Origin of the sequence: Bacillus sp. TH19 (genome assembly GCF_016651075.1) — a bacterium.
GTDB lineage: Bacteria > Bacillota > Bacilli > Bacillales > Bacillaceae_G > Bacillus_A > Bacillus_A mycoides.
Genome location: NZ_JAEKEO010000010.1, coordinates 999853 through 1021234 on the forward strand (window position 1 = coordinate 999853; position 21382 = coordinate 1021234).

The following is a 21382-nucleotide window of genomic DNA, read 5'->3' on the forward strand; positions in this document are numbered from 1 at the left end:
TTGAGAGTATGGAAGAAAAATAAGGGGGATATGGATGTTTACTGTAAAAAGGAAGTACACATTAGAAAAGCTTTCGCATGATATTCATATGAAACGTGAAGAAATGATTCATTTAGGATTAACAAGTGGGTTAAATAGTATGGAGACAATTCAAGTTAGTCAAGAATTGGACAAGCTTATCGTACAGTATCAGCGTTACAAAGAAAAACAAACACCGAAATGGTTTTCAATTATAAAGGTTCCTATTTTTCAAATTGAGTATGAAGGGAAATCAAACAATTTTTGGAGAATGTTTGTAGCTGGTTTTATGAAATAAGTATAATTACCCTTTTAGGATAAGGATAATTATACTATGTGTAATGGAATCTCTATATGAACTGTCGTTCCTTTGTTTTCTTTACTATCAATAAATATATGCCCATTGTACATCTCTACAATTCGTTTACATATAACAAGCCCAAGACCTGTTCCAGTATCTTTATTAGTAAAGAACGGATGAAAGAGGTGTTTTTGAATATGTTTAGGAATCCCTTTTCCAGTATCAATAATTTGCAAGTGTGCGTGTTTTTCGTTGTTTGTTACTACAATGGTTAATGTATCACCAGAAGCCATGGCTTCAATTGCATTTTTTGTAATGTTTAAAACCACTTGTTTCATATGGTCTTTTGAGCAACGTATATGAACAGGATGGTCTGGCAAATGTAAATGAAATACAATGTTATGTAGATTCGATTCAGATTGGATAATTAATGCTACCTCATTAAGAATCGTTCTTACATCATATGTTTGTTCAATGATGGCAGTTGGTTTTCCAAGAATAAGAAATTCGCTTACAATTTCATTAATCCGCTCTATTTCTTGCTCGATTACGGAAAAGTAGAACTGATCCTGTTCATCTTTATATTTCTCTTTTAACAGAGCAACGAGTCCTTTAATTCCAGTAAGAGGGTTACGGATTTCATGAGCTGTACTAGCTGCAAAAGTTCCAACCAATTCAATTTTTTGTAGTTCATTTTGTTGTCTTTCTAGTTTTGTTTGACGTTTTAATAACATGTATTGAGCAAGTAAAAATAAAATAGACATTAAAAATAAAGTAGCTATACACTCTATTGAAACTAACTGGTATAAAGTTTGTTGATGAATAGGTAACGGAGAAACAGAGACTTTCCAATTTAATCTTTGGAGTGGGGTAGTAAGCATGTTAGAATGCCCATCGCTTGTTTCGTTATTATCATCGGTTAGAAAAACTACATCATGTTTATCAGTCACTTCGAAATGATATTGTGGTTTAATAGCATTTAAAGAGGCTGAAATGTAGTCAAAGCGTAAACTTGCTAATAATAAGCCTGAGAGTTCCTTTTGTCTATTAAATATTGGAGACGCAATCATAATAGCTTGATGTCCAAGAACGCGATCTGTAATAACTGATGATACAGTTGTTTTCTTAGATTGCAACGCATCTTGGATGTATTGGCGGTCAGAAACGTCAATAGGCGGCGAATCGCCTTGGGATGCGAGTGTAATCATCCCATCTGTCGTAGCGTAATATAGACCGGAAAAACGTTCATCATTTCCATCGGTATCATGTACAATCTGTTTAATCCCATTGATGTTTCCAGTTTCGGTCCCTACGACTTTTGCGAGCATTTCTAAGGCAGATATAGCTTCACCAAGGTGATGGTCTAAATAGTCTCTATATAAAAAGAGAACAGTGTGAGCAGATAGTTTGTTTGCCTGTTTCATTTGATAAGTGTGATATGAAAAAAATGTGGCACCAATCCCTATCGTTGGCAGTATAACAAGCAGTATGTAAAAAACTATGCTTTGTAATTTGACTTTCAAATTTGGTACTCCTTCTTTTTTTATTATCATTATATATAAACTATGTTAAAATTGTCATGTTTTTATTCAAGAATCATTTGCATTACATTAGGGAAAGGAAAAGGAATGAGTGAATATTCATTCGGAAGTTGTAATGAAGTGCTACGTTGCTTTTCTTTTTGTTGCGGAGAATTTAAGTGAAGGGTTGAAATGGTATGACATCAAATAATGAGCGAGAAGACATTTCTCAATCTTTAAAAGTATTTATTGCATTATCCCGTGTACATCGTTCTGTTATGGATACTACAAATAAATCCATACAAAGTAACGGATTAAATCCAACTGAGTTTGCTGTATTAGAATTACTATATCATAAAGGAGGCCAACCACTTCAGCAAATCGGTGAGCGTATTTTAATAGCTAGTGGCAGCATTACATACGTTGTAGATAAGCTAGAGAAAAAAGGGCTTGTAAAACGAATTCCATGTCCAAATGACAGGCGTGTTATTTATGCACAATTAACGGAGTCTGGAGAGAGCTTTATTGCTTCTATTTTTCCAGGTCATGAGCAAGTTATATATCAGTCTTTTGAAATGTTAACGAAGGATGAGAAGGATGAATTACTCGAGCTATTGAAAAAAATTGGAAAGTATGAAAAATGATGATATGTTCCAAAGGAGCTTTGGATAAAGAAATCCAAGGCTTTTTTGTGTGCATGTATTTATGACATCATCTACCGCATTTTGCTGAAGAATAAGAGGAGATTTGTAAGTAAGAATTGAATTATAATAATGATGCATATAATGGAGAGGGGGCTCGTTCATGTCATTTAAAGACTATGAATATAAACGGCCAAATATTGAAGAATTAAAAGGGAAATTTACTGTTGCTTTAGAGAAGTTTGATAACGCAAAAACTGTAGAAGAACAAAAACAAGTTATCAATTCAATTAACGAAATTCGTAATGACTTTGGTACAATGGGGAACCTTTGTTACATTCGTCATTCTGTTGATACGACAGATGCCTTTTATAAGGATGAGCAGGATTTCTTTGATGAATTCTCTCCAGTTGTACAAGGGTATGGTACAAAGTATTATAATGCGTTAATTCATTCTCCATTCCGCGAAGAATTAGAAGCGTATTATGGAAAGCAATTATTTGCTCTAGCTGAATGTGATTTAAAAACATATTCAGATGAAGTAGTGAAAGATTTACAATTAGAGAATAAATTGTCTTCGCAATATACACAGTTATTAGCATCTGCAAAGATTGACTTTGCAGGAGAAGAAAGAACGTTATCGCAACTTATTCCGTTTATGCAAGGAAAAGAAAGAAGTGAACGCAAAGCAGCAAGTGAAGCATACTACGGATTTTTAGCTGAGAACGAGGAAGAGTTAGATCGTATTTATGATGAGCTTGTTAAAGTGAGAACGAAAATCGCAAAAACACTTGGTTTTAAAAACTTTGTTGAATTAGGATATGCAAGAATGTATCGTACAGATTATAATGCTGAAATGGTAGCGAACTATCGTCAGCAAGTATTAGATTATATCGTTCCAGTTGCAACCGAGTTAAGAAATAGACAAAAAGCACGCATTGGTGTAGAAAAGCTCGCTTATTATGATGAAAACTTTGAGTTTGCTACAGGTAATCCAACTCCAAAAGGCGATGCCGATTGGATTATTAATCATGGGAAAACGATGTATAAAGAATTATCAGCTGAAACAGATGAGTTTTTTAATTTCATGCTCGATAATGATTTATTAGATTTAGTTGCGAAAAAAGGAAAAGCTGGTGGTGGATATTGTACATATATCGAGAATTATAAAGCGCCATTCATCTTCTCAAACTTTAATGGAACGTCTGGGGACATTGATGTATTAACACATGAAGCTGGTCATGCTTTCCAAGTATATGAAAGTCGTAAGTATGAAATTCCAGAATATAATTGGCCAACATATGAAGCATGTGAAATCCATTCAATGAGTATGGAATTCTTTACATGGCCATGGATGAAGTTATTCTTTGAAGAAGATGCGGATAAATATTATTTCTCACACTTAAGTTCAGCACTTCTATTCTTACCGTACGGTGTATCTGTAGATGAATATCAACATTATGTATATGAAAATCCAGAAGCATCGCCAGCAGAACGTAAGTCAGCATGGCGTAACATAGAGAAGAAGTATTTACCACATCGTGATTATGAAGATAATGATTATTTAGAGCGTGGTGGTTTCTGGCAACGTCAAGGTCATATTTATAGTTCACCTTTCTATTATATTGACTACACGTTAGCTCAAATTTGTGCACTGCAATTTTGGAAACGTGCAAGAGATAATAGACAAGAGGCTTGGGAAGATTATGTGAATCTTTGTCAACAAGGTGGAAGTAAATCATTCTTAGAATTAGTAGAAGTTGCAAATTTAACATCACCATTCGCTGAAGGGTGTGTAAAAAGTGTAATTACAGAAATTGAAGCGTGGTTACGTGCTGTTGACGACACAAAATTGTAAAAAACATGCACTTTTTTCCTATGTTTAACATCGACATAATAGAAAAATGATGAGATAATAAAAGAAAATTCAGAATTATTTTAGGGGTGTTTCTAATGAGGAGCGCCCCTTTTCACCAACAAAAGGGGGGAAAGCACTATGCTTCAATCTAATATGGATGTTAGTTTAGAAACTTTAGTCCACTCATTACAGTCTACACGAAGCACGCTGTTATCAGAAATTGAAATGTTAAATGATACGGAGGTGAATGTAAAGCCACGCCGTGATAAATGGAGTATTATTCAAATTTTGCATCATTTGCATTTAGTTGAACAGTCTGTCACATCTGCCCTTGTATATGCTTTGCAAAAAAAAGAAAGAAAACTTGCTCCATTTAAAGACCTCCAACTTACGCTTGATCGCACACATAAAAGGGAAGCTCCTCAACAAATGAAACCAACAGAAACATTAATGAAAAAACTGCAAGGAATTCAATTACTAGAACATTCACGACAAGAATTATTACATGCCCTTCATAGTGTAATAGATGAAAAAGAATTATTTGAAAATGGATTAAAACATCCTATTTTTAATGATTTGAATTTATATCAATGGGTTCAATTTCTAGATTTACACGAACAAAGACATCTTACACAGCTAAAAGAAGCGAAACATGCAATTTTACAGCGTTAAAATGAAAGAAGTGGGGAACCGCTTCTTTTCTTTTTTACTCATGCATAGTTTTCTTTCTCATTTTGGAATACTACATGGAGAAAAGAAAAGAAGGAGTTGAAAAGCATGTCAAAGAAAAAGAGAGAAGAAGAGCGCGCCTGGAAAGCTCGGAAAGAAAATCAAAAGCCGCATGGGAAAGTGAAAGCTTTTGCAGAATTAGTTGAAGGAACAGAAAAAACGTGATGAAGTTCATCACGTTTTTTGTATGAGTGGGAAAGTTAATAAGAAAGTTGTACCTGTACCTTTTTCGCTCATAATATCAATCTTTCCATCCATTGCTTGAATGACGCTGAAGACGACCATCATTCCGAGTCCGGTACCTTTTTCTTTCGTTGAGTAGAAAGGTGATCCAAGGCGTTTTATTTGTTCTTGATCCATACCAACTCCTGTATCTTTTATATATAATTGTATATGTTTATGGTCTGGAACTAATGTAAGAATAAGGTCGCCACCTGTAGGCATAGCCTCAATACAATTTTTAAAAATATTTAATAAACATTGGTTCAGTTTTTGCTTTTCGCCAGCGATAAAGAAAGATGTACTTTGTTTTATATAATTTATACGAACATTTGCTAAATTGGCGAGAGGTGTGATCAAAGACAACGCATGAAGTAATTCTTCCTCTACTTGTAATTTTTGTTCTTTTTCAATACTCGGTTTTGCAAAAGTTAAGTAGTCTGTAAGAACGTGATTTGCTTGTTCGATACCATTAATGGCTATGTCGATATATAATTTTCGTTCTTTCTCAGAACATGCATCTGACTGTAAAAGTTGTAAAAAACCTTTCGTTGCAGTTAAAGGATTACGAATTTCATGAGAGATAGAAGCTGCCATTTCGCCGATTAAATGAAATTTCTCAGCGTTCATAAGTTCATTTTGGAGACGAACTTGCATTTGTAATATGTGTAGTAAATATAAAATAAGGATCGTACCAATCATCGTACATAGTTCGTACACAATGATATGTGGTATATAATCTGCCTCATTTGTAACACTTGCAAGGAAAAATGGTATCCAACCAAATCCATAAGTAAGACTGTAAAAAATAGCAAGTGTTATTTTTATATGATTAGAACTTCGATTAAAAAATTTGTATGTTAATAGTAGAACAATAAATAGGAGAATAGAAGCGATAAAGGATGGAAACGCACCTATTCCTCCCAATAAAAAGCGATAAATGTTTAATACAGCTAAAATAGAACCACCAGCAATAGGCCCTCCCGTTAACGTGCCGACAATTAATACGATATGTCGCATGTCGAACTGAAAACCATTATTTGTTTTTGCTGCGAAAGTGATACATAGTATGGTAGCGAGGCAACACAATACAATAAATATGGCTGAATTTAATTTAGGAGATCGTTTCCCTTTCTGATTCCAAAATAAATGATATACGAGCATTGTAACGAGAATAGATAATATATTTAAAAAGAGGTAAATAATAAAGAGTTCCAGTGGGATGCCTCCTCTCTTTTAACATTAAATTAATCATACTATAAAATGAAATAAATGAAATGCGAAATAGCGGAAAAAATCAGAAATTTTTTCTGGTAGTATACAATATGTTACAATAATCTTTGTCAATGAAAGAAGAAATTCCGTGCACTGCATGGGAGAGGTTCGCGAACTCCCTCTATAAAAAACTATGGAAACAACAATATCATTAGGTATTGTTTTGTTTTTTTATTGTGACAGTTCAAGAACGTTCTTTCTTCTTATTCGTAGTAGAGAAGGAGAATGAGTGAAATGAAAAAAGAAAAAGCAGTTGTTGTTTTTAGTGGTGGACAAGATAGTACAACATGTTTATTTTGGGCGATACAGCAGTTTGAAGAAGTGGAAGCTGTAACATTTAACTACAATCAACGTCATAAATTAGAAATTGATTGTGCAGCGGAAATTGCGAAAGAGCTAGGAATTAAACATACGATACTAGATATGAGCCTATTAAATCAACTTGCTCCAAATGCGTTAACGAGAACGGATATGGAGATTACACATGAAGAAGGTGAATTGCCATCAACATTTGTAGATGGACGAAATTTACTATTTTTATCATTTGCGGCTGTATTAGCAAAACAAGTTGGAGCACGTCATATTGTAACGGGTGTATGTGAAACTGATTTCAGTGGTTATCCAGATTGTCGTGACGTGTTTGTGAAATCATTAAACGTTACATTAAATTTATCTATGGATTATCCGTTTGTTATTCATACACCACTTATGTGGATTGATAAAGCAGAGACATGGAAATTATCTGATGAACTTGGAGCATTTGAGTTTGTTAGAGAAAAAACATTAACATGTTATAACGGAATCATTGGTGATGGTTGCGGTGAATGTCCAGCATGTCAACTTCGTAAAGCGGGATTAGATACGTATCTACAAGAACGCGAAGGAGCGAGCAACTAATGGATAACTTTTTTGGATTTCGCATCGTAGAAAATTTGCAAAAAATGGACAAGGATATTCAGCGTGAACAACTCAAATATCATAATAAAAGAGTAATGGTCAGCAAGGAATTTACATTTGACGCAGCGCACCATTTACACTGCTATGAAGGGAAATGTAAAAATTTACATGGACACACATATAAAGTCGTATTTGGAATTAGCGGATATGTAAATGAAATAGGCCTTGCAATTGACTTTGGAGATATAAAAGAGATTTGGAAAAATGAAATAGAAATTTATTTAGATCATCGTTATTTAAACGAAACATTGCCAGAAATGAATACGACTGCTGAAAATATGGTCGTTTGGATTTATGAAAAGATGGCAGAAGCCTTAACGAAAGATAATCGTGCGAACGAATATAAGGGAGCTCGTGTTGAATTTGTTCGTCTTTTTGAGACGCCGACTAGTTATGCGGAAGTAAGACGGGAGTGGATGCTCGATGAGTAAAATCCCCGTCTTAGAAATATTTGGTCCAACCATTCAAGGAGAAGGGATGGTTGTAGGACAAAAGACAATGTTTATCCGTACAGCGGGCTGTGATTATAGCTGTGATTGGTGTGATTCTGCTTTTACATGGGATGGATCGGCCAAAGATCAAATTAAACAAATGACACCGGAAGACATTTGGAATGAGCTTGTAGAAATTGGTGGAGAAAATTTTTCTCATGTTACGATTTCGGGTGGAAATCCTGTTTTGCTGAAAAATATGCAATTTCTTCTTTCTATATTAAAGGAGAATGGAATGCGAACAGCGGTAGAAACGCAAGGGAGTAAATGGCAAGATTGGTTGCTTCAAATTGATGAGGTAACGATTTCTCCAAAACCACCAAGTTCAACTATGAAAACAGATTTTCAGATGTTAGATTCTGTTATTCATAAACTAGCAGGGAAAGATTTTAGTTTAAAAGTAGTAGTATTCGATGATCAAGATTTTGAATATGCAGTTAAGATGCACGAGCGTTATCCGAATGTACCATTTTTCTTACAAGTAGGGAATGATGATACGAAAACAGTGGTTGATGCGGTGCTTATAAAAAAACTATTAGAAAAATATGAGTGGCTTATTGAAAAAGCTGTGAATTGTAAAGAAATGAATGATGCGAAAGTACTGCCTCAGCTTCATGCGTTAGTATGGGGAAATAAACGAGGGGTATAATGAGAAGGGATGTTTAAAATGGCAGGAAGATTAGATGAAGATTTAAAAGATGTAACATTATTAGGAAATCAAAATACAAAATATGTATTTGAATATAGCCCGGAAATTTTAGAGGTATTTGATAATAACCATCCAAACCGTGATTACTTTGTAAAATTCAATTGTCCTGAATTTACAAGTTTATGTCCGAAAACAGGACAACCAGATTTTGCAACAATTTATATTAGCTACATTCCAGAACAAAGAATGGTAGAGAGTAAATCTTTAAAGCTATATTTATTTAGCTTCCGAAATCATGGTGACTTCCACGAAGATTGCATGAACGTTATTATGAATGATTTAATTAAATTAATGGATCCACGCTATATTGAGGTATGGGGGAAATTTACACCACGTGGTGGTATTTCAATCGATCCTTACTGTAACTACGGCCGCCCAGGAACTAAGTATGAGAAAATGGCAGACTACCGCATGATGAATCACGATTTATATCCAGAAAAGATCGATAATCGTTAATATAGAAAGAAAGGATCTGTATGATATACAGATCCTTTCTTTCTATTATATTATGCATGTTGATTAATGACAGTATAGTTTTTATGGCTTACAACTGTAAGAGGTTCCATATCTAGTTCTCTAAAATTCTCCATAATTGTTATATCAACAATAACGGAGTTTTGATTTACCTTTTGAACACGGCCTTGCATTCCACCTTTAAATTCAATGATATCTCCAGTTTCTGCGATCTGCATAAGCAACTCTCCTTGTTCCAGTTTTCCCCAAAAAAGAATAATTTGGGCTTTTTTATTTCTTCTTATTTTGAACTATATTTACTACTTTGTAAATGTTTCCAAAGTAAAAATTCGAAAAATATTCACTTTTTGTAAGGAAATATGTAAAAAATATTGTTTAGGAGAGGAATGATGAAAATGCATACATCTTTATACGGGAGTATAATAAAAGATACAATGACCTACTAAAGTGGGGGAAATTAGGGGCTGGAAAATGATGTTTGAAATTGTGGGGAGCTTTATAGCGATTTTATTATTTTTATTTTCATATATACAGTTGAAGAAAGTGCGTCATCATGAAACAACTACATATTTTGATGGACTGGATGGTGTGCACACTTCGATAACACATGATAGTGGTGGGGATATATAACTTTCTTTTTATGCATGGTATGATGGCAATAAAAAAAGTACGTAATATAGTTCGTAAGTGATGAATGGGGAGTGGAAAGAATGCGAATTTCTTTTATTCGTCATGGTCGTTTGGACAGTACTATAGAGCCAATGACAATTATTTCATTTCGTGAATGGATGAAGCAATATGATTTAGGGACTACAGTAAAAGAAACTCCTATACCAATTGAAACAATTGAGGCGATTGAATCAGCGAAACTGGTTGTAACGAGTGATCAAAGGCGCGCTGTACAGTCAGCGGCTGAGTTATTGGATTCCCTATCTTTTGTGCAAAATCCTCTTTTTAGGGAAGCTGAAGTTCCAACGAGTTTTTATGCTCCAAAATGGTTGAAATGTAAACCGAATGTATGGATGTTTATTGGACGTACACGATGGATAGTTGGTTATAGCAAAGAGGTTGAGTCTTATAAGGAAGTACGAGAAAGAGCAAGGCAAGCCACTAATATGTTGCACCGCTATGCGCTCGTACATGGACATATTGCCCTTGTAGGTCATAGTTATTTTAATGCGATGATTGGGACTGAACTGAGGGCAATGGGGTGGTCTGGTTCGCCTATTTTCCATAGGAAGCCATGGGGATGTACAACGTATACATTTCATGAGGCGATGGATGGAAATGTATTAAATACAAAATTAATTTAAAAGAGGCTGTCCCTTTGGCAGCCTCTTTCTCTGCATAACAAGTAAAAAAGAATTGTCCTTTTAAGATATAGAAACCAATGACCGTAATGGTTTTATTAGATGGGCATACGGTTCACCGACGAGCATAACGGTTTTATCTTCTTTGAAACCAAGTTTTTCATATAGTGAAAAAGCGCGTTTGTTTTCTAAATTAACAAGTAAGGCGATTTTTTCATGCCCTTTTTCAGTTGCATGAAGTTCAGCTGCATCGATTAATTTAGAGCCAATACCACGTCCACTGTACATACTAGAAACTGACAACGTGTCAATATAATACTCATCAAGTTCAGCTTCTTTTTCTAACGTAATGGATTCGTCTTCATGTAGTTCTCTTAAGTAGTGTAGGATTGGTGCATCAAGTTGTTCAGCGTCACTACCGTGATAAACGACAATAACCCCAACTACCTTTCCACCTTGTTCAGCCACTAAACAGTTTTCATAGCTCAATCGATTATTTTCTTTTACGAACCATGTTTCAAGTCCTAGTATTACTTTTGCTTCAACTGTGCTATCTGTGATTTTTTCAGCAATTTCGTGCAGAGCGTTATACAATAAAGGTGCTACTTCTACCGCATCTGTCTTTTTTGCTTTCCGAATCATAGTATCCCTCCTAGTTCTAAATGTATATTGTAGCATAAAATAAAATATCAAACAGTGATTTGGAACTTTGTTATACAGGGCATCAAAAAGTTTGATATAGAGAAGTAGCTATGTTAGTATATGATATTTAGTGCGAATATAATAAAGTGATATAGATATAAAAATAATGAAAGTGAATTACATAATAGTAACGGGATAATTTTACCGTTGTGGACCTATAGAAGATGCGATAGAATAAAATATTGCAGAGAGGTGAAATACATGGATAAACAATTAGCAAATACAATTTTGGATCAGCTGAAAAATGATGAAATAAAGGAGTATGTTGCGAAGAAAGATGTATTTTATACGTTCAGAGAAGTTGTTGTGAATCGAGAAGATTTTAAACATATTATCGGGAACGCACAGCGCGGTGGACAGGTAATTTATACATATTCAGAAACACCACGTTCATAAATAGAAGATAAAGGAGAGGAGAATTATGGGGGATTTTAAACAAGGCATATTGCCACATTGGGATTATATGTGGAAAGATAGAGCTGGGAATAGGTTTATGGGAATGGTTATGTATCCAGAGAAACGAAAATGTTCAGCAAAAATGCTTCAGAAAATAAAAAGGGCGTATGAACAAGCAGTAGAAATTAAAGTAACGGTACAAGTTCAACATACATATCAGTACGTAGAAGGAATGATCGTATACTTTGATGAAGAAGCTCCTATATGTACAATGCTCGATAAAGATGAGAATCCACATCATATATTTGTAAGAGATATTTTGCGTATTGAGCACCCTGAATAATTTTTTTCATAAATAAATTGAAGTTCCATAATAATAATCTTTTTCTATAATAGTTATCTTTTAGTATGTAACGAGGAACGAAAGAATATGTATAATATTTAATAAAGTAAAATTGATAAATGTAATCGTTTGTTAGAACAGATTATCGTTTAATATCTGTTCTTTTTGCGTGATGCTGGAGAAATATATTACTCCAGCATTTACTGTTTTATGACAAAAAATATTGGTAACTTTTTTAAAAATAAGGTTAAATTCGTTGACAACTTTTTTGAAAAGCACTTTATTGACATGAGTTTTAGAATGTTGTTTCATAGTCTTTGTATTGAAAAAAATCGACGGTCATGTCGAAAAGTAAAATTTAAAAAAAGAAAGAATTTATACATATATCTTGTGTCTTATTTTGAAACGTAATACAATATATAGAGAAATCAAGAAACGACATACAGAGAATATAGATTGGAGAGGGAGGGTCGGAAATGTTAGTTGCATATGATTCTATGACAGGAAACGTGAAGCGTTTCATTCACAAATTAAATATGCCGGCCGTTCAAATTGATGAAGCTCTAGTATTAGATGAAGACTTTATTCTTATTACGTATACAACAGGTTTTGGAAATGTACCGGAACGTGTTTTAGACTTTTTAGAACGCAATAATGAAAAATTAAAAGGCGTATCTGCAAGTGGCAATCGTAATTGGGGAGACATGTTTGGTGCAAGTGCTGACAAAATCTCTACTAAATATGAAGTGCCTATTGTATCAAAATTTGAGTTATCTGGAACAAATAATGATGTAGAATATTTTAAAGAAAGGGTGCGGGAGATTGCGACACATTGAACTGAATAATGAAATCACGCAAATGCAGGACGGTTTTTATCAGCTTCATAAAGATAAAGAGGCATTAGAAGTCTTTATGGAAGAAGCTAGAGAGAATACCGTTCATTTTAATAGCGTGGCAGAGCGAATGGAGTATATGAAAGAACATGATTACTATTACAACGTTCTGGACGAGTATAGCTTGGAGGAAGTAGAAGGAGTTTATAACATCGCTTATGGTGAAAACTTCGAGTTCCAATCTTATATGGCAGCATCTAAGTTCTATAAAGATTATGCGTTAAAAACGAATGATCAAAAACAATACTTAGAAAGCTATGAAGATCGTGTAGCAATTGTGTCATTATACTTAGGACGCGGTGATGTTGCGAAGGCAAAACACTTCGCAAGCATGATTGTAAAACAAAACTACCAACCAGCGACACCAACCTTTTTAAATGCGGGACGAAGCAGAAGAGGAGAAATGGTGTCTTGTTTCTTGTTAGAGATGGATGATAGCTTAAATTCAATCGGCTTTAACATTAATACTGCAATGCAATTATCGAAAATCGGTGGTGGAGTAGCTTTAAACTTATCTAAGCTACGTGCACGTGGTGAGCAAATTAAAGGTATTGATAACGCCGCAAGTGGTGTAGTACCTGTTATGAAATTACTTGAAGATTCGTTTTCGTATGCGAATCAGTTGGGTTAACTTTATGGCTCAACTATAAAACCAGGTCAATTGCTGGAACGCCTGAGTATATCAAGGTAGGATACTACGAAGAAATTACGTAGCGAACCCTGAAAATCCAAGATTGCAGGAAATCAGCAGCCGAGCTCCTAAATTTATTAGATAAGGAGAAGGTTCAACGACCAAGTGGCTATGTAGGTGACTAAGTAGCTCGAACCTGGCTTCTCAAAACAACCAAATTCAAAGGGTGTATACATTTATTATAGTTTATGCCATATTCATGTGCATCAAACATATGATAAATGGTTAAATGAAGAATTTGGCGAGAAGAAGATATGGTCTGAACTCTATAGCGATATAGAGAGGATAGCAGAAATGACTATCCCCCATACGTTTTGACGATATGGAGTAACAATATGCAACGAAAAGGTGCAGGTGCAGTATACTTAAACATTTTCCATTGGGATATTATTGAATTCCTTGATACCAAAAAAATAAATGCCGATGAGAAGAGCCGTATTCAGTCTCTATCAATCGGAATTATCGTTCCAAGTAAGTTCTTTGAGCTTGCTGAGAAAAACGAACCTTTCCATGTTTTCGCGCCTTATACAATATTTAAAGAGTACGGAAAACATTTAGATGATATAGATATCGACGAAATGTACGATGAATTAATGAGCAATCCGAAAGTGAAGAAGAAGCCATTAGATATTAGTGCGCGTGATATGCTTATTAAAATTGCTATGATTCAGCTTGAGTCTGGTTACCCATACTTAATGTTTAAATCAAATGCAAATAACCAGCATCCACTGAAGGATATTGGAACTGTGAAGATGTCGAACTTATGTACAGAAATCTTCCAGCTACAAGAAACTTCTGAAATAAATGATTACGGTACAGAAGACATTATCCGCCGTGATATTAACTGTAACTTAGGATCGTTAAATATCGTAAACGTAATGGAAAATAAAGAAATTCGTGAAGCAGTTCATGCGGGAATGGAAGCTTTAACAGCTGTTTCTGATATGACGATCATTCCGAATGCCCCAACTGTGAAAAAAGCAAATGATGAGCTTCATTCAGTTGGACTTGGAGCAATGAACTTACATGGATATTTAGCAAAAAATAAAATCGCTTATGAAAGTGCTGAAGCGAAAGAATTCGCTCGTACATTCTTTATGATGTTAAATTACTACTCGATTGAGAAAAGTATGGAGATCGCTAAAGAAAAAGGCGAAACATTTAAAGACTTCGATAAGTCTGATTATGCAAACGGCACATACTTTGAAAAGTATGAAACGACAGATTACAGCCCAGTAACTGAAAAAATTCAGCAATTATTTGAAGGAATTCATATTCCAACAAAAGAAGATTGGACAAGTTTAAAAGAGCAAGTACAGAAGAATGGTTTATACAACTCATATCGTCTTGCAATCGCTCCGACACAATCGATCAGTTACGTTCAAAATGCAACTTCAAGCGTAATGCCAATCGTAAGTCAAATTGAATCAAGAACGTATGCGAATGCGACAACATATTATCCAATGCCGTATTTATCAAAAGATACGTTCTGGTACTATAAATCTTCTTATGATATGAATCAGTTTAAATTAATTGATTTAATCGCAGAAGTTCAAGAACATATTGACCAAGGAATTAGTACAATTCTTTATGTTAATAGTGATATTTCAACACGTGAGTTAGCACGTTACTACATTTATGCACATAAAAAAGGCTTGAAGAGTCTTTATTATACGAGAACACGTAAATTAAGCGTGGAAGAGTGCGTGGCTTGTACCGTTTAATATAAAAAGTGAGACATTATGAGCAGGGTTTTTCTGAACCCTGCTCATGCTTAGTTATCAATTTTTTATGTTTATTTAGAGAAGGGGCGATTTAATGCGTGCGGTAAACTGGAACAAAAAAGAAGATGATTTTAGTTTAATGTTTTGGAAGCAAAACATCGCTCAGTTTTGGACAGAAGAAGAAATCGCAGTGTCTTCTGACAAAAATACTTGGGCACAATTATCAAAAGAAGAGCAAATTGCTTATAAGCGTGTATTAGGTGGTTTAACACTTTTAGATACGAAACAAGGTGGCGAAGGGATGCCACTTGTACTTGTTCATCTTGAAAATTTACAAGCGAAAAGTGTATTAGCTTTCATGGGCGCTATGGAAGAAGTACATGCGAAGAGTTACAGCCATATTTTCACAACGTTAGCTACTGAAGAAGAAATTGATGATATTTTTGAATGGGTAGATAACCATCCATTACTTGAGAAAAAAGCTGGTATTGTTACTAGTTACTATCGTCGCTTATTAAAGCCTGAAGTAACGAAAAAAGAGTTATACATGGCAATGGTAGCAAGTGTGTTCTTAGAAAGTTACTTATTCTATAGTGGATTCTTCTATCCACTTTACTTAGCGGGTCAAGGTAAATTGACGGCAAGTGGTGAGATTATTAACTTAATAATTCGTGACGAGTCAATTCACGGCGTATTCGTTGGTATTTTAGCACAACAAATCTTCACAGAACTTTCTGCAGAAGAGCAACAAGAAGTACAAACGGAAACGCAAGAGTTATTAATGGAACTGTATGAAATTGAATTGGCATATACAGAAGAAATTTACACTTCTATCGGTCTTGTAGAGGATGTAAATCGTTTCGTTCGTTACAATGCGAATAAAGGACTTATGAACTTAGGACTTGAGCCGAAGTTTGAGGAAGAAGAAATTAACCCAATCGTTTTAAATGGTTTACGTACAGATACGAAAAACCATGACTTTTTCTCTGTAAAAGGAAATGGTTACGTAAAAGCAACGAATGTTGAAAAGTTAGCAGACGATGACTTCGTATTCAATTTTTAATATAGTGTTATAGAAAAAGCTGTCTTTATAGAAAAGACAGCTTTTTTGCTATGAATAGTTTACATAATGTTATTATTTCATGGAAATATTTTAATCTTGTAAAAGCCCAATTTTTGAGGAAGTGGGAATGAAAAAACAAGGATTAAAGTTGTATTTTTCATATTTAGTCGTATGAGAGATTGAATAACTTATGTCAAAATGAATAAAAAATGAGAAGAAATGAGGACCAACTCCACCTATACGTTCTTTCTAGTATTGAATTTTCAAATGCTAGAAATTTTGGCTTGAAAATTGCATGAATATTTAAAAAGTAACAAAAAGGGAGGTAATACTCGGTGTGATATATAGTTATTTGAAAACGCTTCCTTTTGATTGTCGATTTTTAAATGGAAATTAGATAGAGAACGTAGGAGGAATGATAGGTGGGGAAAGTAGTTGGTTTAAAACGTTCATTAGGGCTTTGGTCAATTGTTATGCTAGGGGTCGGGTATATGACACCGATGGTTGGGTTTGATACATTTGGAATCGTTTCTGAAAAAACGGGTGGTCATGTTCCAGGAGCTTATCTTATTGCATTAGCGGGGATGTTGTTTACCGCTGCAAGCTACGGCAAAATGGTAAAGGCTTTTCCTACCGCAGGATCTGCTTATACGTATACACAGAAGACAATTAGTGCAAGGCTTGGGTTTCTTGTTGGATGGTCCGCGTTATTGGATTATTTGTTTCTACCAATGGTGAACGCACTATTAACGAGAATTTATATGTCAGCATTTTTCCCAAGTGTTCCTAGTTGGGTATGGGTCATTGGCTTTGTTCTCCTGGTTACATTAATAAATATGATTAGCGTAAATGTTACTGCTAATTTCAATACGTTCTTAGTAATATTTCAAGTGTTAGTAATGGCCGTATTTGTTTTTCTAGTTATAAAAGGCTTATTAGCGGGAGAGGGAACAGGAGAAGTTTTTTCCATTCAGCCGTTTTTTCAATCAGATATACAAATATCACCGTTAGTTGCAGGTGCAACAATTCTTTGTTTCTCATTTTTAGGTTTTGATGCAGTAACTACATTTTCAGAAGAGACACCAAACGCCAAAAAAACAATTCCTCGAGCTATTTTTCTTACTGCTTTAATCGGCGGAGTTTTATTCATTACTACAACGTATTTTACACAATCTATGTTTCCAGATACATCTGTATTTAAAAATCAAGAGTCAGCATCCCCAGAAATTGCGCTATATGTTGGCGGGAAATTATTTCAAGCTTTCTTTTTAGTAGGAACCCTTATGGGGACACTTGCGTCCGGTTTAGCTTCTCATACAAGTGTATCCAGGTTATTATACGTAATGGGGCGAGATAATGTAATTCCGAAGAAAATATTCGGATACATCCATCCTCGCTGGAGAACCCCAGTATATAATATTATTTTTGTAGGAATTATTTCGCTCTTCGCTATATTCATTGATTTAGAAACAGCGGCATCTCTTATTAACTTTGGAGCGCTTATTGCATTTACATTTGTTAATTTGTCTGTAATTTCTTACTATATAATCAAGCAAAAAAGATATAAGACGATAAAAGATTTCTTAAATTACTTAGTTATGCCTATTTTGGGTGCTGCTACTGTAGCCGTACTATGGTTTAATCTCAATATCCATTCACTTATTTTGGGACTTTGCTGGGCTGCTATTGGAATTGGGTACCTTCTATATGTTACAAATATGTTCCGTTCAGCTCCTCCGCAAATGCATTTTGAAGAAGCACAGGAAATATAAAGTGAAACTATAATCAGTGGGGGGTGTTCATCCCCCTCCGATTATTAGCCCTCACCAATCGGGCGTTTACGGGCAGCGCGGCTCCCACCTAACTTCTTTGCTCCAGCCGAATTTTGAGGTGGGAGTTTTACTGCCCACAAATAGCGGGATAAAAAAGAAAAAGACATCGGGAATGGATCCGATGTTTTTTTCTTTGAAGATTGGGCAACCATGCAGTATTGCATAATTCATTCAACGGTTCATAAGGAAGAGAGGCAAGTCTAGGGAGTATGGCTGATAAATGATGATCAATATAGTATTTTCATTTGGCACAATTATTGCTTTGTACAATTAGTAAAAATATAAAAGCGGGGTGTTTTCAGTCACAAAGGTTAGAAGAACAATATTAATAGAATAAAAGAAAGGGATGATTGATTATGTATTATGATATTATTACGAGTCCGTGTTATGGAATAATTGAAAAAGTGTCTATCGATAAGGATTCTCGAATTTATGAATGGGAGCCATTATTCGCTATTAAAGATATGAATGGTAAACTGGAAGTAATTAAGATGGGATGTAGTGGAGAAGTTCAATCTTTAGAAGTAGAAGCGGGAGATAAAGTAATTCCAGGTATGGTATTAGCTTATATTCAAGAAGATCTTTTCGTTAGTGGTAGTGATTAATGATAGAACTATGAGGAAGATGGAGGCACTCATCTTCCTTTTTTATTAAATAAAGAAAGAAATGTTTTATTTTCAGATTAATTAAAAAAATCTGCATTTAATGATACAATACAAATTAAATAGTTCAAAGGAGGAATAGCAGAATGTTTTCCATCGCTCATACAAAAATTAGACCCATAGTTTCTCTACCTATCGATCAATCTGAAAAGGAATGGAATATAGATGTTAAAAATATAAAAGAATCGTTTCTATTTTTAAAAAGAGGAGAGAAATTATTTGCATACGTTCATGTGAAGGATCTGCTATCAAATAGTAAGGAATTAACTTCTAAGCTATTACTTTCAAATGCTGTTTCACTAGATACAATATGTCATCTTAGTAAAGATATTTCTTTAACAGCTCTTTTTCAAATTATTGGAGCGCCGATTGCCATAGTAAAAAATGAAGTGGATGAGCTAACAGGATATATAAGAAGAGAGGATGTTTTTGCAGAACTATTTAAACAAGAAAATCAGAGTGTTGATATATTGAAAATTATTTTAACGTCTATTCCAATGGGGATTTTTGTAGTAGATCGAGAAAAGAAAATTGTAAATTGTAATGAATCTGGTTTGAAGATGATTAAATCGACTCCTGAAAAAGTTATGAATGTACCAGCAGAACTGATTTTTAATGGAGAACACATTAATAACGTATTTACAAAGGGAAAAACGATCTTGAATCAATTACAAATCACAAATGAGATGGGTGTATTAGTTGACTATAGTCCGATTCCAAACTTTGATCAAAGTATTGAAGGAATGGTTATTATTGTGCAAGATTTGCCGATGGTCGAGGACATGGCGATGGAAATTGAATATATAAAGGATTTAAATAAAGATTTACATGCAATTTTGTCTAGCATTTATGATGAAATATTAGTTGTTAATCATAAAGGGGAATTAATTCGTTATAGTGAAACTGTTATCAATGATTTTTGGGGGAGTAATTTGAAGGACTTGTTAGGAAAAAATCTTTTAGACCTAGAAAAGAAAGGATTATTTAGTCCATCGGTTACGCGATTAGTGTTGGAAAAACAAAAAAAGGTATCAGTTGTACAAGAAACAAAAAGCGGAAGAAAAATATTAGCAGTTGGAAACCCTGTATTTAATGAAAACGGAGAGCTTCATCGTATTATTATTGCCTCCAGGGATATTACCGAAGCAACGAGATTGAAGACGGAATTACATGAAATAAAGAAGATATCAGAGCAATATAAGAAGGAGTTAGATGACTTTAAAAATAAAGATCGTTTTCTTAAGAAGCTTATTTACTGTAGTCCGAAAATGGAGCAAATTATTAACCAAGCTAAAAAAATAGCAGATTTTTCTTCCAATGTTCTTATTTCTGGAGAATCTGGCGTCGGAAAAGAAGTAATTGCTCAGGCAATTCATCAACTTGGAAACCGATCTTCAAAGCCATTTTTAAAATTAAATTGTGGTGCAATTCCAGAAACTTTGCTAGAAAGTGAACTATTTGGTTATACGAAAGGTGCTTTTACAGGAGCCGATAAAAATGGAAAAGAAGGATATTTTAAGCGAGCTGATCAAGGTATTTTATTTTTAGATGAAATTGGAGAAATGCCTTTACATTTGCAAGTAAAATTGCTTAGAGTCCTGCAGGAACAAGAAGTAATTCCTATTGGAAGTACAACACCTATGAAAATAAATGTACAAATTATTGCTGCTACAAATAAGAGCCTTGAAAAGATGGTCGAATCTGGAACATTCCGTGAAGATTTATTTTATCGCCTCAATGTAATTCCACTGCGAGTTCCTTCTTTACGAGAGCGAATGGAAGATGTTCCGGTACTTGCCTTTCATTTCTTACAACAGTTAAATGAAAAATATAATAAAAATTATCATTTAACTCCAGATGCACTTAATTTACTAGAGTTCTATTCATGGCCAGGAAATGTCCGTGAATTACAAAATATGATTGAACGTTTAGTAGTATCAGCAGACGATCCAGTAATTGAAGCGGAGTTTGTTAGTAAGTTTTTAACACCCGGTTATGACTTTAATAAATCAAAACCAGTTATTACAAGAGTATTACCATTACAAGAAGCACTACATTCTGTAGAAGAACAATTGATTTTGCTTGCAATGAAGCAGTATAAAACAACGACTAAGGCTGCAAAAGCTCTTGGAATCAGCCAATCTTCAGTGAGTCGTAAATATCAAAAGATTGTTAGTGAAAAAGAGATAGCGGCTGATATCATCTCATATTCCTAAAAAAGGAGAAGGTCACATAGACTTCTCCTTTTTGTGTGCGCTCAGCATGTACATATTCTCTGGGATTCAAGTCCCGAGTGGTGAAGGCGGTAGCGGAAATGATTAAAGTTTCACTTTATGCAAAATGGAATAGTGTATGCGGAAATGCATAAAATGTTTGTTGTTTTTAAGAAAATAGTCAGTTTATCCCGATATTTGTGGGCAGTAAAACTCCCACCTCAAAATTCAGGTGGAGCAAAGAAGTTAGGTGGAAGCCCTGCTGTTCGTAAACGCCCGATTGGTGAGGGCTAATTAAAGTTTCACTTTATGTATGATTCTTTTGAATTTTAAATATTGGCATGGAAATTGCTTATAAATA

General features: G+C 34.5%; 23 protein-coding genes, 2 pseudogenes and 1 riboswitch. Of the genes and pseudogenes, 21 read left to right on the forward strand and 4 right to left on the reverse strand.

Annotation, left to right across the window (positions count from 1 at the left end; genetic code table 11):
* Positions 1-34 precede the first annotated feature (34 nt).
* Positions 35-316 carry an aspartyl-phosphate phosphatase Spo0E family protein gene (locus JFU54_RS22825; protein ID WP_002030543.1) on the forward strand — a complete coding sequence of 94 codons (282 nt, stop codon included), beginning with the start codon at positions 35-37 and terminating at the stop codon, positions 314-316.
* A gap of 29 nt (positions 317-345) precedes the next feature.
* Here JFU54_RS22825 and JFU54_RS22830 read toward each other — a convergent pair whose 3' ends face one another.
* Positions 346-1842: a DUF3149 domain-containing protein gene (locus tag JFU54_RS22830; RefSeq protein ID WP_002140933.1), complete on the reverse strand. Its 1497-nt coding sequence runs from the start codon at positions 1840-1842 to the stop codon at positions 346-348.
* A gap of 194 nt (positions 1843-2036) precedes the next feature.
* Here JFU54_RS22830 and JFU54_RS22835 point away from each other — a divergent pair, with 194 nt between their 5' ends.
* The 4 genes from JFU54_RS22835 (at position 2037) to JFU54_RS29870 (ending at position 5232) form a co-directional block, all read left to right on the forward strand.
* Positions 2037-2483, forward strand: a complete 447-nt coding sequence (locus JFU54_RS22835) for a MarR family winged helix-turn-helix transcriptional regulator (protein ID WP_002011538.1) — start codon at positions 2037-2039, stop codon at positions 2481-2483.
* A gap of 160 nt (positions 2484-2643) precedes the next feature.
* Complete coding sequence (locus JFU54_RS22840; RefSeq protein WP_002011536.1) at positions 2644-4338, forward strand: M3 family oligoendopeptidase; 1695 nt, start codon at positions 2644-2646, stop codon at positions 4336-4338.
* Positions 4339-4476: 138 nt separating this feature from the next.
* Positions 4477-5010: a DinB family protein gene (locus tag JFU54_RS22845; RefSeq protein ID WP_002030551.1), complete on the forward strand. Its 534-nt coding sequence runs from the start codon at positions 4477-4479 to the stop codon at positions 5008-5010.
* A gap of 105 nt (positions 5011-5115) precedes the next feature.
* Complete coding sequence (locus tag JFU54_RS29870) at positions 5116-5232, forward strand: DUF6254 family protein (protein ID WP_000038354.1); 117 nt, start codon at positions 5116-5118, stop codon at positions 5230-5232.
* Positions 5233-5241: 9 nt separating this feature from the next.
* On the opposite strand, the gene JFU54_RS22850 is transcribed toward JFU54_RS29870, so the two are convergent.
* Entirely contained in the window at positions 5242-6450 is a 1209-nt protein-coding gene (locus JFU54_RS22850; protein WP_002140936.1) for an ATP-binding protein, read from the reverse strand.
* 208 nt (positions 6451-6658) lie between these two features.
* Positions 6659-6702: riboswitch (PreQ1 riboswitch) on the forward strand.
* A 93-nt stretch (positions 6703-6795) separates the two neighbouring features.
* Here JFU54_RS22850 and queC point away from each other — a divergent pair.
* Genes queC through queF form a run of 4 tightly spaced genes read left to right on the forward strand, consistent with a single transcriptional unit; the run spans position 6796 to position 9174 of the window.
* The gene (gene queC, locus JFU54_RS22855) at positions 6796-7458 is read left to right on the forward strand and encodes a 7-cyano-7-deazaguanine synthase QueC (protein WP_002086813.1); all 663 of its coding nucleotides are present in this window, start codon (positions 6796-6798) and stop codon (positions 7456-7458) included.
* Positions 7458-7949, forward strand: a complete 492-nt coding sequence (gene queD, locus JFU54_RS22860; RefSeq protein WP_002011526.1) for a 6-carboxytetrahydropterin synthase QueD — start codon at positions 7458-7460, stop codon at positions 7947-7949. The genes queC and queD overlap by 1 nt, the downstream gene beginning before the upstream one ends.
* Positions 7942-8658, forward strand: coding sequence for a 7-carboxy-7-deazaguanine synthase QueE (gene queE, locus JFU54_RS22865; protein WP_201066525.1), 717 nt, complete (start codon positions 7942-7944; stop codon positions 8656-8658). Before queD ends, queE begins: the two co-directional genes overlap by 8 nt.
* A gap of 18 nt (positions 8659-8676) precedes the next feature.
* The gene (gene queF, locus JFU54_RS22870; protein WP_002140938.1) at positions 8677-9174 is read left to right on the forward strand and encodes a preQ(1) synthase; all 498 of its coding nucleotides are present in this window, start codon (positions 8677-8679) and stop codon (positions 9172-9174) included.
* Positions 9175-9224: 50 nt separating this feature from the next.
* On the opposite strand, the gene JFU54_RS22875 is transcribed toward queF, so the two are convergent.
* Entirely contained in the window at positions 9225-9410 is a 186-nt protein-coding gene (locus JFU54_RS22875; RefSeq protein WP_002064385.1) for a YkvS family protein, read from the reverse strand.
* Between the two features lie 256 nt (positions 9411-9666).
* Here JFU54_RS22875 and JFU54_RS22880 point away from each other — a divergent pair, with 256 nt between their 5' ends.
* Both JFU54_RS22880 and JFU54_RS22885 read left to right on the forward strand, forming a co-directional pair.
* Complete coding sequence (locus tag JFU54_RS22880; protein ID WP_162531637.1) at positions 9667-9822, forward strand: hypothetical protein; 156 nt, start codon at positions 9667-9669, stop codon at positions 9820-9822.
* Positions 9823-9902: 80 nt separating this feature from the next.
* Positions 9903-10505: a histidine phosphatase family protein gene (locus JFU54_RS22885; protein ID WP_002140939.1), complete on the forward strand. Its 603-nt coding sequence runs from the start codon at positions 9903-9905 to the stop codon at positions 10503-10505.
* Positions 10506-10565: 60 nt separating this feature from the next.
* Here the strand turns inward: JFU54_RS22885 and JFU54_RS22890 are convergent, their stop codons facing one another.
* The gene (locus tag JFU54_RS22890) at positions 10566-11144 is read right to left on the reverse strand and encodes a GNAT family N-acetyltransferase (protein ID WP_201066527.1); all 579 of its coding nucleotides are present in this window, start codon (positions 11142-11144) and stop codon (positions 10566-10568) included.
* A 261-nt stretch (positions 11145-11405) separates the two neighbouring features.
* Here JFU54_RS22890 and JFU54_RS22895 point away from each other — a divergent pair, with 261 nt between their 5' ends.
* The 10 genes and pseudogenes from JFU54_RS22895 (at position 11406) to JFU54_RS29490 (ending at position 21315) form a co-directional block, all read left to right on the forward strand.
* Complete coding sequence (locus tag JFU54_RS22895; RefSeq protein WP_002030563.1) at positions 11406-11600, forward strand: hypothetical protein; 195 nt, start codon at positions 11406-11408, stop codon at positions 11598-11600.
* 25 nt (positions 11601-11625) lie between these two features.
* The gene (locus tag JFU54_RS22900) at positions 11626-11943 is read left to right on the forward strand and encodes a hypothetical protein (protein ID WP_002030565.1); all 318 of its coding nucleotides are present in this window, start codon (positions 11626-11628) and stop codon (positions 11941-11943) included.
* A 476-nt stretch (positions 11944-12419) separates the two neighbouring features.
* Positions 12420-12779 (forward strand): class Ib ribonucleoside-diphosphate reductase assembly flavoprotein NrdI, encoded by a 360-nt coding sequence (gene nrdI, locus JFU54_RS22905; RefSeq protein WP_000959445.1) that lies wholly within the window; start codon positions 12420-12422, stop codon positions 12777-12779.
* Positions 12766-13464 (forward strand): annotated as a pseudogene (locus JFU54_RS22910) (ribonucleotide reductase N-terminal alpha domain-containing protein); the annotation flags it as partial. The gene nrdI and the pseudogene JFU54_RS22910, both read left to right, overlap by 14 nt.
* 401 nt (positions 13465-13865) lie before the next feature.
* Positions 13866-15251: pseudogene (locus JFU54_RS22915) on the forward strand (ribonucleoside-diphosphate reductase subunit alpha); the annotation flags it as partial.
* Between the two features lie 94 nt (positions 15252-15345).
* Positions 15346-16314 carry a class 1b ribonucleoside-diphosphate reductase subunit beta gene (gene nrdF, locus JFU54_RS22920; RefSeq protein ID WP_002011508.1) on the forward strand — a complete coding sequence of 323 codons (969 nt, stop codon included), beginning with the start codon at positions 15346-15348 and terminating at the stop codon, positions 16312-16314.
* Between the two features lie 422 nt (positions 16315-16736).
* Positions 16737-18086: an APC family permease gene (locus JFU54_RS22925; protein WP_002140942.1), complete on the forward strand. Its 1350-nt coding sequence runs from the start codon at positions 16737-16739 to the stop codon at positions 18084-18086.
* 416 nt (positions 18087-18502) lie between these two features.
* Positions 18503-18751 (forward strand): biotin/lipoyl attachment domain-containing protein, encoded by a 249-nt coding sequence (locus JFU54_RS22930; protein ID WP_002011502.1) that lies wholly within the window; start codon positions 18503-18505, stop codon positions 18749-18751.
* A gap of 143 nt (positions 18752-18894) precedes the next feature.
* Positions 18895-21024: a sigma 54-interacting transcriptional regulator gene (locus tag JFU54_RS22935; RefSeq protein ID WP_016119865.1), complete on the forward strand. Its 2130-nt coding sequence runs from the start codon at positions 18895-18897 to the stop codon at positions 21022-21024.
* Between the two features lie 117 nt (positions 21025-21141).
* A complete protein-coding gene (locus JFU54_RS29490; RefSeq protein ID WP_002011500.1) occupies positions 21142-21315 on the forward strand; it encodes a hypothetical protein in 174 nt (57 codons plus the stop codon).
* Positions 21316-21382: the final 67 nt, after the last annotated feature.

Bases quoted from the DNA above. Each gene is read 5' to 3' on its own strand.
- JFU54_RS22840 (WP_002011536.1), top strand. From the start codon at position 2,644: ATGTCATTTAAAGACTATGAATATAAACGGCCAAATATTGAAGAATTA.
- queD (WP_002011526.1), top strand. From the start codon at position 7,458: ATGGATAACTTTTTTGGATTTCGCATCGTAGAAAATTTGCAAAAAATG.
- JFU54_RS22875 (WP_002064385.1), bottom strand. From the start codon at position 9,410: ATGCAGATCGCAGAAACTGGAGATATCATTGAATTTAAAGGTGGAATG.
- JFU54_RS22885 (WP_002140939.1), top strand. From the start codon at position 9,903: ATGCGAATTTCTTTTATTCGTCATGGTCGTTTGGACAGTACTATAGAG.
- JFU54_RS29870 (WP_000038354.1), top strand. From the start codon at position 5,116: ATGTCAAAGAAAAAGAGAGAAGAAGAGCGCGCCTGGAAAGCTCGGAAA.
- JFU54_RS22900 (WP_002030565.1), top strand. From the start codon at position 11,626: ATGGGGGATTTTAAACAAGGCATATTGCCACATTGGGATTATATGTGG.
- nrdF (WP_002011508.1), top strand. From the start codon at position 15,346: ATGCGTGCGGTAAACTGGAACAAAAAAGAAGATGATTTTAGTTTAATG.
- JFU54_RS22935 (WP_016119865.1), top strand. From the start codon at position 18,895: ATGTTTTCCATCGCTCATACAAAAATTAGACCCATAGTTTCTCTACCT.
- JFU54_RS22850 (WP_002140936.1), bottom strand. From the start codon at position 6,450: ATGCTCGTATATCATTTATTTTGGAATCAGAAAGGGAAACGATCTCCT.
- JFU54_RS22930 (WP_002011502.1), top strand. From the start codon at position 18,503: ATGTATTATGATATTATTACGAGTCCGTGTTATGGAATAATTGAAAAA.
- queE (WP_201066525.1), top strand. From the start codon at position 7,942: ATGAGTAAAATCCCCGTCTTAGAAATATTTGGTCCAACCATTCAAGGA.
- queC (WP_002086813.1), top strand. From the start codon at position 6,796: ATGAAAAAAGAAAAAGCAGTTGTTGTTTTTAGTGGTGGACAAGATAGT.
- queF (WP_002140938.1), top strand. From the start codon at position 8,677: ATGGCAGGAAGATTAGATGAAGATTTAAAAGATGTAACATTATTAGGA.
- JFU54_RS22825 (WP_002030543.1), top strand. From the start codon at position 35: ATGTTTACTGTAAAAAGGAAGTACACATTAGAAAAGCTTTCGCATGAT.
- nrdI (WP_000959445.1), top strand. From the start codon at position 12,420: ATGTTAGTTGCATATGATTCTATGACAGGAAACGTGAAGCGTTTCATT.
- JFU54_RS22835 (WP_002011538.1), top strand. From the start codon at position 2,037: ATGACATCAAATAATGAGCGAGAAGACATTTCTCAATCTTTAAAAGTA.
- JFU54_RS22895 (WP_002030563.1), top strand. From the start codon at position 11,406: ATGGATAAACAATTAGCAAATACAATTTTGGATCAGCTGAAAAATGAT.
- JFU54_RS29490 (WP_002011500.1), top strand. From the start codon at position 21,142: ATGCAAAATGGAATAGTGTATGCGGAAATGCATAAAATGTTTGTTGTT.
- JFU54_RS22890 (WP_201066527.1), bottom strand. From the start codon at position 11,144: ATGATTCGGAAAGCAAAAAAGACAGATGCGGTAGAAGTAGCACCTTTA.
- JFU54_RS22880 (WP_162531637.1), top strand. From the start codon at position 9,667: ATGTTTGAAATTGTGGGGAGCTTTATAGCGATTTTATTATTTTTATTT.
- JFU54_RS22845 (WP_002030551.1), top strand. From the start codon at position 4,477: ATGCTTCAATCTAATATGGATGTTAGTTTAGAAACTTTAGTCCACTCA.